Origin of the sequence: Streptomyces sp. SID3343, assembly GCF_009865215.1 — a bacterium.
In the GTDB taxonomy this organism is placed as follows: domain Bacteria; phylum Actinomycetota; class Actinomycetes; order Streptomycetales; family Streptomycetaceae; genus Embleya.
In genome coordinates, this window is sequence record NZ_WWJX01001525.1 from 1 (window position 1) to 8,516 (window position 8,516).

General features: G+C 72.4%; 9 protein-coding genes. 2 read left to right on the forward strand and 7 right to left on the reverse strand.

Annotated elements, in window-relative coordinates:
- Positions 1-488: amidohydrolase family protein (locus GT354_RS48510; protein WP_161364396.1), on the reverse strand; the 488-nt coding region annotated here is incomplete at its 3' end.
- 115 nt (positions 489-603) lie between these two features.
- Positions 604-1,044: an Lrp/AsnC family transcriptional regulator gene (locus GT354_RS48515; protein ID WP_161364410.1), complete on the reverse strand. Its 441-nt coding sequence runs from the start codon at positions 1,042-1,044 to the stop codon at positions 604-606.
- 74 nt (positions 1,045-1,118) lie between these two features.
- Between GT354_RS48515 and GT354_RS48520 the strand changes: the two genes are divergently transcribed.
- Together GT354_RS48520 and GT354_RS48525 are read left to right on the forward strand one after the other, a co-directional pair.
- Positions 1,119-2,162, forward strand: coding sequence for a site-specific integrase (locus GT354_RS48520; protein ID WP_161364399.1), 1,044 nt, complete (start codon positions 1,119-1,121; stop codon positions 2,160-2,162).
- 165 nt (positions 2,163-2,327) lie between these two features.
- Positions 2,328-2,690, forward strand: a complete 363-nt coding sequence (locus GT354_RS48525) for a hypothetical protein (RefSeq protein ID WP_161364401.1) — start codon at positions 2,328-2,330, stop codon at positions 2,688-2,690.
- A gap of 345 nt (positions 2,691-3,035) precedes the next feature.
- Here the strand turns inward: GT354_RS48525 and GT354_RS48530 are convergent, their stop codons facing one another.
- From GT354_RS48530 to GT354_RS48550, 5 genes are all read right to left on the reverse strand, one after another.
- Entirely contained in the window at positions 3,036-4,184 is a 1,149-nt protein-coding gene (locus GT354_RS48530) for an acyl-CoA dehydrogenase family protein (RefSeq protein ID WP_161364403.1), read from the reverse strand.
- 211 nt (positions 4,185-4,395) lie between these two features.
- Positions 4,396-5,511 (reverse strand): Xaa-Pro peptidase family protein, encoded by a 1,116-nt coding sequence (locus GT354_RS48535; RefSeq protein WP_161364405.1) that lies wholly within the window; start codon positions 5,509-5,511, stop codon positions 4,396-4,398.
- 19 nt (positions 5,512-5,530) lie between these two features.
- The gene (locus GT354_RS48540) at positions 5,531-6,397 is read right to left on the reverse strand and encodes a DUF3050 domain-containing protein (RefSeq protein WP_161364407.1); all 867 of its coding nucleotides are present in this window, start codon (positions 6,395-6,397) and stop codon (positions 5,531-5,533) included.
- A 304-nt stretch (positions 6,398-6,701) separates the two neighbouring features.
- Complete coding sequence (locus GT354_RS48545; RefSeq protein ID WP_161364408.1) at positions 6,702-7,811, reverse strand: CaiB/BaiF CoA-transferase family protein; 1,110 nt, start codon at positions 7,809-7,811, stop codon at positions 6,702-6,704.
- A 135-nt stretch (positions 7,812-7,946) separates the two neighbouring features.
- Positions 7,947-8,516, reverse strand: a 570-nt coding sequence (locus GT354_RS48550; RefSeq protein WP_202513135.1) for a helix-turn-helix domain-containing protein, incomplete at its 5' end; no start/stop codon positions are given.

An 8,516-nucleotide genomic window follows, 5' to 3' on the forward strand; every position in this document is an offset into this window, starting at 1 on the left:
CCGTGCTCGCCGGGCACGAGCGCGAGCAGGGCCGGCGAACACGCGGCCGAGTGCACGTCGGTCCGCGAGAGGTACACGGTCGCGCCGCCGGTGGCCCGGTCCAACTCGGCCGGCGTCGGCGGGCGACCCTCGGGCCAGCCGGTGTCGTCCCAGCCGTGGCCCAGCACGACGTGTCCGGCCCCGAACAAACCGCGGGTCTTCGCGTGGTGTTCGAGCGCCGACAACGCGTACGCCAGCGACGGCGCCCCGGTCAGGTCGAGCCCGGACAGCGCGAGCCCGGTGGCGGTGGTGTGCACATGCGCGTCGACGAACGCGGGCGCCACGAGTGCCCCGGCGAGGTCGATCACGTGGTCGACGCCGTCGGCGTGCGCCGCCGCGGCCCCCTCGGCGCCGATCCAGGCGATGGTGTCGTTCTCGACGACCATGGCGGTGGCGAAGGGGTCGGCGGGACTGTGCACGGCGCCGTTGCGCAGGAGGAGCGTGGTCATGGCACCAGTGTGGCCCGCCCGGCAGCGCCCTTCGGCCCGAGGTCACCCCTTCGGGCGTTCGCGAGCCGGCCGCGACCGGTCGCCGCGAGCCGACGTCACCCGCAGCCGACGTCGCTCAAAACCTGGGCGCGCGCGCCTCGTACGGCGTCGACAGCACCACCGTCGTCCGGGTCGACACGCCCGCCTGGAGCCGAATGCGCGCCAACAACCGCTCCAGGTCGCCCGGAGTGGGAACACGCACCTTGAGGATGTAGCTCTCGTCTCCCGCCACGGAGTGGCACGCTTCCAACTCCTCCAGGTCGGCGAGTAGTTCCGGGGCGTCGTCCGGCGCGCTGGGGTCGATGGGCTTGACCGAGATGAACGCGGTCAACGGCAACCCGATCGACTCGGCGTCGACCACCGCGGCGTAGCCGCGAATGACACCGCGCTGTTCGAGCCGGCGCACCCGTTGATGCGCGGCCGAGGTGGACAGGCCGGTGGCCTTGCCCAGGTCGGTGTAGCTCATGCGCCCGTCGAGCAGGAGCAATTTCACGATCTGTCGGTCGAGGTCCTCCACAGCCACGAACTTATGGCATCCGACGGCGCCGACGCACCAGAGCGCTGTCACCGGGCGTGACTAGGGTGAGCCGCATGGCCGTAGACAAGCGTGCCCCGGCGCTCGATCAGCTCGACCGTGCCCTGCTCCGAGTCACCGCCCGAGCCGACACGTCACCGGCGAGAGCCCGCCAACTGCGCTGGGTAGTGGGCGAGTTGCGCCGTGCGCTCGCCCAGGAGAACTTCCCCGTCGAGGCCCGCGCGTCCCTCGCCCGGCTGCTGTCCGCCGCCCCGATCACGCGCTACCTCCAGCTCGCCGAAAGCGGTCGCCTGCGCTCGCGCGCCGTCGCGGGCTCGGGCACCTCCACCGCCGCGAGCATGCGCGTACGCATGGACTGCCTGGAGATCCTGGCCCGCGCCGGATCCGTCCCGGTCGAACTTCCCCAGCGTCCCGCGATGCCCGACCTCAAGACCCCGGTCGGTGCGCGCCAACGCTCCCTGCTGCACCACTGGCTCGCCGAGAACGCCGACCGCCCGGGCGCGGACGCGGGCCGGATCCGCCTGTTCGCCCTGGTGGGCGTGGTGTTGGAGACCGGTGCCCGGGCGGGCGAGTTGTGCGCACTGCGGCTGTCGGATCTGGGCCCGGACGACGAGACGGTGCGGATCGTTCGCCGGCCCCAGGCCCGCTCGGTGAATCCGGCGGTGGTCGAGGTGCTGCCCCTGTCAGGGCCCACGCGCGCGGCGCTGCGCCGCTGGCTGGACGTGCGCGAGGAGTTGGTCCGTCACGTCCAGGGCACCGCGACCGCCGTGTGGGTGTCGGTCCGCGGCAACCACGCGGGCGTCCTCGACGCCGCCGGCGGCTCGCGCCGCAGACCGACGGGGATGCCGCTGATGCCACGCGGACTCTCCCGCGCCTACACCCGCACCGTGGTCCAACTGAACTCCGACATGATCGGCCGGCCGGGCTGGGAGCCACTGCCCTACCGCCTGGAACAACTGCGCCGCGCCGTGGAACTCCCGCCGCCGGCCGACCGTGCCGCTTCGAGTTCGGCCCCGGGTCCGGGCTTGGCGTCGGGCGTCGGCCGGGGTACGGTGCTCGTCCCCGGGCGCCGCCGGTCCGCTCGGGCGCGGAGCGAGTGAAGCGAGGGATCGGCCTCGACTCGCCCGGGCGACGGGGAGGATTGGGGACGTAATCCCCCACCGCGCCGAATTGCCACTGGATGAGTACTGCAACGTTCCGGTCGTGCGCACTATCGTCGGCGAAGCGCGCCGTCATCACGGCGCCGTGGCGACAGGGAGAGCCCCATGAGTATCGCCGTCGACGTGTCCGCCGAAGCCGGATCGCGCCATCTCGTCGAGGACTTCGACGACGCGTTCCGGCCCGGCCCGGACACGGACGTTTCCGCCGGTGCGGGGCCGCGACGCGCGTGCCCGGACTGCGGTGTGGTGCTGGTCGTCGACGCGGACACCGCGGCGGTACCGGATCACGCGGTGTGCCCCAGCCCCCAGGACCCGTTCGGGATACGTCCGTGCCCCGGCTCCGGCACGACGGTCACCCTCGCGGCGGACCCGATCGTCGGCGCCCCGGCGCCGACACCGAGGCCGATGGTGACGGTCTTGCCGGTCGGCCTGGACTGGCGGGCGCAGCCCTTCTCCCACGGCCGCTGAGCCCGAGGCACGCAAGCCGCCGCCGGTGCCCGCACGAAAAACAGCCCGGCTCCGGACGTGGTCCGAGGCCGGGCCGCCGACGCGTCCGGGACGGCGGGGACGCGAAGGTCGTGAGGCGAGCGGCGCCGACAACGGCGGCACCGAACCCGCTCCAGGAGCGATCGTAGCTCAGAGTGTCCGGTCCGTCTCCCAAAGTGGCCGGCCGGTCTCCTGCAAAAGCGGAACGGCGTGCGGTGTGCGCCGGGTCGGTTCCGTGTTTTCGGTGGGCTCGGTGCTTGGTGGGCTTGGTGCTTGGTGGGCTTGGTGCCCGGTGCTCGGTGGGCTCGGTGGTTCGATGAGCCACCGCTATCCGTGCGTCAACAGATCCCGGGCGATCACCATCCGCTGGATCTGGTTCGTCCCTTCGACGATCTGGAGGCACTTCGCCTCGCGCATGTACCGCTCGGCGGGGAAGTCGGTGGTGTACCCGTAGCCACCGAGGATCTGTACCGCGTCCACGGTCACCCGCATCGCCGCGTCCGTACAGAACAGCTTGGCCATCGCGGCCTGGCGGCCGAACGGCCGTCCGGCGTCGCGGAGTCGGGCGGCGGACAGGTACAGCGCCCGCCCGGCCTCGATCGCGGTGGCCATGTCGGCGAGCATGAAGCGAATGCCCTGCTTGTCGGCGATCGGGCCGCCGAACTGGCTGCGGTTCTTCGCGTAGTCGGTCGCGAGGTCGAGCGCTGCTTGGGCAACCCCCGTGGCACACGCGGCGATTCCCAACCGCCCGCAGTCGAGCGCGGCGAGCGCGATCGGAAAGCCCTGCCCCTCCGCGCCCAACCGCCGCTCGTGCGGCACCCGCACGCCGTCCAGGTGCAGCTGCGCCGTCGGCGACGACCGCATGCCCATCTTGTGCTCGGGCGCGGCGGCGGACAGCCCCTTCGTCTCGCCGTCGACCAGGAACGCGCTGATACCGCGCGGCCCGTCCGCGGAGGTACGCGCGAGCACGGTGTAGAAGTCGGCGACGCCGCCGTGCGTGATCCACGCCTTCGTTCCGGTGAGCACGTAGTCGTCGCCCTCGGGCACGGCCTTGGTGGCCAGCGCCGCCGCGTCCGACCCCGAGTGCGGTTCGGACAGGCAGTAGGCGCCGAGCAGTTCGCCGGACAGCATCGCGGGGAGGTGCGCGGCCTGTTGCTCGGCCGTGCCGTACGTCGCGAGCGGGTGACACGCGAGCGTGTGCACCGACACGCCGAGGCCGACCGCGAGCCACCCGGCGGCCAGTTCCTCGAGCACGTGCAGGTAGACCTCGTAGGGCTGCGCTCCCCCGCCGTGCTCCTCGGGGTAGGGCAGCGACAGCAGCCCGGCGGCGCCGAGCGTCGCGAACACCTCTCGCGGGAACCGCCCGGCCGCCTCGTCGGCGGCGGCGCGCGGGGCCACCTCGCGGGCGGTGAGATCGCGCGTGAGGTCGAGCAGGGCGCGGGACTCGTCGGTGGGCAAGGTGCGCGAGACGGCCATGGTCGGCGTCCTTCCGTGCGACCCGAGGATGACTCGGATCCGTCGGTGGCGGGGGCGACCCGGGCGCGGGGTCACCACCCCCGGTCGTTCGCTCGATCGTACGCGCACGCGGGTCTCGCGCCGGGCGCGACGAGGGCGTGGTGGGCCGCGTCCTCGCCGTCGAACCCGGGCCGGCCGGCCGTGGTCGGGCCGGCCCGGGTTCACGTGGCCGCTACAGACGGACCAGGCCGTGCGGGCGCAGGTTCATCGCGTCGCCGGCGTTCTCGCCGCACACCACGATGTCCTCGATCCGGGCACCGTGCGCACCCGGAAGGTAGATGCCCGGCTCGATCGAGAACGCCATGCCCGGTTCGAGGGGCAGCGTGTTGCCCGCGACGATGTACGGCTCCTCGTGGCTTTCCAGGCCGATGCCGTGGCCGGTGCGGTGAATGAAGTACTCGCCGTAGCCCGCCTCGGTGATGATGTCGCGGCCGACCGCGTCCAGCGCCTCGCACGTGATGCCGGGCCGTACCGCGGCGAGTTGGGCGGCCTGCGCGCGCTCCAGGACCTCGTAGTAGCGGCCGAACTCCGCCGGCGGCTCGCCGACGCAGTACGTGCGGGTCTCGTCCGAGCAGTAGCCGTCGGCCGTCGTTCCGCCGATGTCGACCACCACGACGTCGCCCGACTCGATCACCCGGTCGGACAGTTCGTGGTGCGGGCTCGCGGCGTTGGGCCCGGAGCCGACGATCACGAAGTCGACCCGAACGTGCCCCTCGGCGATGATCGCGTCGGCGATGTCCGCGCCGACCTCGCGCTCGGTACGGCCGGCCCGCAGCCAGTCGCCCACGCGCGCGTGCACCCGGTCGATCGCGGCACCGGCCCGGCGCAGCGCCTCGACCTCGGCCGCGGACTTGCGCATCCGCAACTCCCGCAGCACGTCGCCGGCGAGCGACTGTTCGGCGGCGGGCAGCGCCGCGCGAAACGCCAGGACCTTCTCGGCCCACATGTGGTTGTCCAGGCCGACCCGGGCCGCGCCGGCGGGCAGCCTGCCCGCGATCAGCGCGTACGGGTCCTCGGTCTCGGCCCAGCCGACGATGTCGAGGTCGAGCGCGCCCGCGGGGGACGCGAGCGCGGCGGGCCGTTCCAGGCCGGGGACGACGAGGAACGGATCGGCGCCGACGGGCAGTACCAGGCACGTCAGCCGTTCCAGCGGGGGCGCCGCGTAGCCCGTGAGATAGCGCAGGTCGGCGCCGGGCGAGACGAGCAGGGCGTCCAGTCCGGCCTCGGCTGCGGCCTTTTGGGCGCGGCCGAGGCGGTCTGTGGGGTAAAGGGCAGCGTCGTGAGTCACCCGGTCAACATATGACACGTCACGTGGCCTCGGGGAGGGCTCGGGCGCCGGCGATGGCGACGCTGACGGAATCCCACAGGTCGGCGCGAGCGCGCAGCGCGACGGTGACGGTACCGGCGCTCTCACGCCACGCGCGGGCGGGATCGCCGGTGGCGGCGCACAGTCGGGCGAGCAGGCGCAGGGCCATCGGGCCGTGTTCGTCGCCGTCGACCTCGACGTGCCGCGCGACGTACTCGCAGAAGATCGCGAGCCGCCCCTCGTGCAGGTCGTCGAGCGCGCCGAGGTGGTCGAACATGCGCGGGATGAGCTCTTCGCGACCCAGCGCGAAGGACGCCGCGATGCAGTGCAGCGGCGCGTCCTGGAGCACCTGCCACGTGCGCTTGACGAACGCGGCCGCGCCGGTGGGCGCGCCGCACGCGGCGGTGGCCTCGACGACCGGCACGCCGTCCCCGATCAACGCGAGGAAGCGTCGCGCGGGTCGGGTGTCCGCGCCGGCGGCCTCCATCGCGGCGAGATAGAGCTCGAAGTGGCTGATCGGTCCGAGTGAGGTCGTGTCGCTCTCCTCGCCGAGCACGATCTCGTTGACCATCCGCCGGATTTCGGTGTCTCCCCGAGGCACCCACGGCACCTCGACGCACGTGAGAGCGCGCTGGAGGGACTTGAGCAGCGACATGAAGTCCCATACGGCGAACACGTGATGCTCCATGAACACCCGAATGGCCGGGAGATCCGTGAGCTCGCGATACACCGGATGCCGCAACACCCGCTGCCGCACGGGCGCCGTCTCCCCGAGCAGCCGCGCCACGGGGTCGATCTCGGTCGCGGTCCGCGCGCGGGGCAGGGTGGGTGTGGTCGTCGCGGAGGCGGCTGGTGTGGTGGTGTCCATGTTTCCTCGCGTGCTGAGGGGTCGGTACGGCTACCGATCGTATGGAGGCGGCTACACCTTGAAACAGTTGTCGAGGAAACCGGGGCGGAGGGTGCGGTTCGCGTGTCATGATTCGGGGTTCGTGGCCGCGTGGCCCTGGGGGTTTTCGGGGGGCTTGGGGGGCTTGTTGCGCGGGGTGGTTGGTGGGGTTTTTTGGTTCCCACCCGCACCACCCGTTGCGCTGTCGGGGAGGGCCGCGGGTTCACCTCGGCGGGGCCGACCTGGTGGGGCCTCGCGGCCGAGGCAGCGCGGGGCGGGGTTTGGTTTACGGGGTTTGGGTGGCTTTTTGGGCTTCTTCGGTGGTCAGGCCCCAGGATTCCAGGAGGTTTCGGGTGATTCGGGAGGAGGCGTCTCGCGCGGTGCTCGGGGTGCGGGACAGGCGGGGCGCGGGGGCGGGTTGGAGGGTGCCGTCCGGGTGTACGAAGGTTTCGCGGGCTCGGTTGTGCGGGTGTGCTGCGGCTTCTTCCCAGGTCAGGACCGGGGTGACGCACGCGTCGGTCGGTTCGAATACGGCGGCCCACTCGTCGCGCGTGCGGGTGCGGATGACGGCCGTGAAACGCTCGCGCAGCACCGGCCAGCCCGCCGTGTCCGTCTGTGCGGGAAGGTCCTCGTCGGCCAGACCCAGGCCGGCCAACAGCAGGGCGTAGAACTGGGGTTCGAGCGCACCCACGGCGATGTGCCGGTCGTCGGCCGTGACGTACACGTCGTAGAACGGTGCGCCGGTGTCGAGCAGGTTGTGCCCGGGTTCGCCGGCCCACCCACCGATCCCGCGCATGCCGTGGATGAAGGCGCTCAGCGTCGCGGAACCGTCGGTCATCGCGGCGTCGACGACCTGCCCCTGCCCCGACGTACGCGCTTCCAACAGCGCGGCGAGGATGCCGAAGGCGCAGAACATCGCGCCGCCTCCGTAGTCGCCGACCAGGTTGAGCGGCGGCACGGGCCGCTCGCCGGCGCGCGTGAACGCGTGCAGGACACCGGAGATCGAGATGTAGTTGATGTCGTGTCCGGCGCGGGGCGCGAGCGGGCCGTGCTGTCCCCAGCCGGTCATCCGCGCGTACACGAGCTTGGCGTTGCGCTCGAGGCACGTCTGCGGCCCCAGTCCCAGCCGTTCGGCCACGCCGGGGCGAAAGCCCTCGATCAACACGTCGGCGGCGTCGATCAGTCGCAGCACGGTCTTGCGCGCGGCCGGGTCCTTGAGATCGGCCTCCAACGTGCCGAGTCGGCCGCGCCCCACCGCCATGGACGGCATCGCCGCGCCCCCGGGGCGATCCACCCGGATGATCTCGGCCCCGGCATCGGCGAGCATCATGCCGACGAAGGGACCGGGTCCGATGCCGGCCAGTTCGACCACGCGAATTCCGGTGAGTGCGCCCATGTCAGCTCCTCGCTCGTACTGCGCCACAACTGCGTTGCACAGTCAAGCAGAAGCGGTTCGAGGTGTCGCGCGTGCCCGGATCGGCCGACCGGCTGGGGGACGCGTCATCGGGTCTCGCCCGGCGCCGTCGCCGCGTCAGCGGCCCCGCATCCGAACGATCTGCAACGCGATCATCAGGTTGAGCCGCAGGTGCGGGTCGCGGGTGAACGGGCCCAACAGGCGTTCCAGCTTGGTGATGCGGTAGCGGAGGGTGTTGTAGTGGACGTACAGGCGCCGCGCCGTTTCCGCGACGTTGAGGTTGGTGTCCAGCAGGACCTGGAGGGTGTTGCGCAGGTCGGCGGCCTCCAGGTCGTCGAAGTGGGCCAGGGTGCGCAGGGTTTCGCGGGCGAAGCGGTCGACCTCGTCCGGGTCCGGGATGAGGCCGAGCAGGCGAAAGACCCCGAGCCGGTCGAAGTCGGCGACCGCGCCCGGGCCGTGCACGCGGCGGCCCGCGACCACCGCGCGGCGCGCCTGTTCGTAGGCCGCGGGGATGGCGTCGAGGGTGTCGGCGGGGCTGCTGATGCCGGTCGTGAACGAGCGGATCGTGCCGCCGCAGTCCGCGTGTGCGCGCGCCGCGAGTTCGCCGACCAGACGCGTGGCGTGGCCGTCTGCGGGCACCCCCAGCAGCGTCACGACCTCGCGCGGGTAGGCCCCGACGGCCGCCTC

Bases quoted from the DNA above. Each gene is read 5' to 3' on its own strand.
- GT354_RS48520 (WP_161364399.1), top strand. From the start codon at position 1,119: ATGGCCGTAGACAAGCGTGCCCCGGCGCTCGATCAGCTCGACCGTGCC.
- GT354_RS48525 (WP_161364401.1), top strand. From the start codon at position 2,328: ATGAGTATCGCCGTCGACGTGTCCGCCGAAGCCGGATCGCGCCATCTC.
- GT354_RS48530 (WP_161364403.1), bottom strand. From the start codon at position 4,184: ATGGCCGTCTCGCGCACCTTGCCCACCGACGAGTCCCGCGCCCTGCTC.
- GT354_RS48540 (WP_161364407.1), bottom strand. From the start codon at position 6,397: ATGGACACCACCACACCAGCCGCCTCCGCGACGACCACACCCACCCTG.
- GT354_RS48545 (WP_161364408.1), bottom strand. From the start codon at position 7,811: ATGGGCGCACTCACCGGAATTCGCGTGGTCGAACTGGCCGGCATCGGA.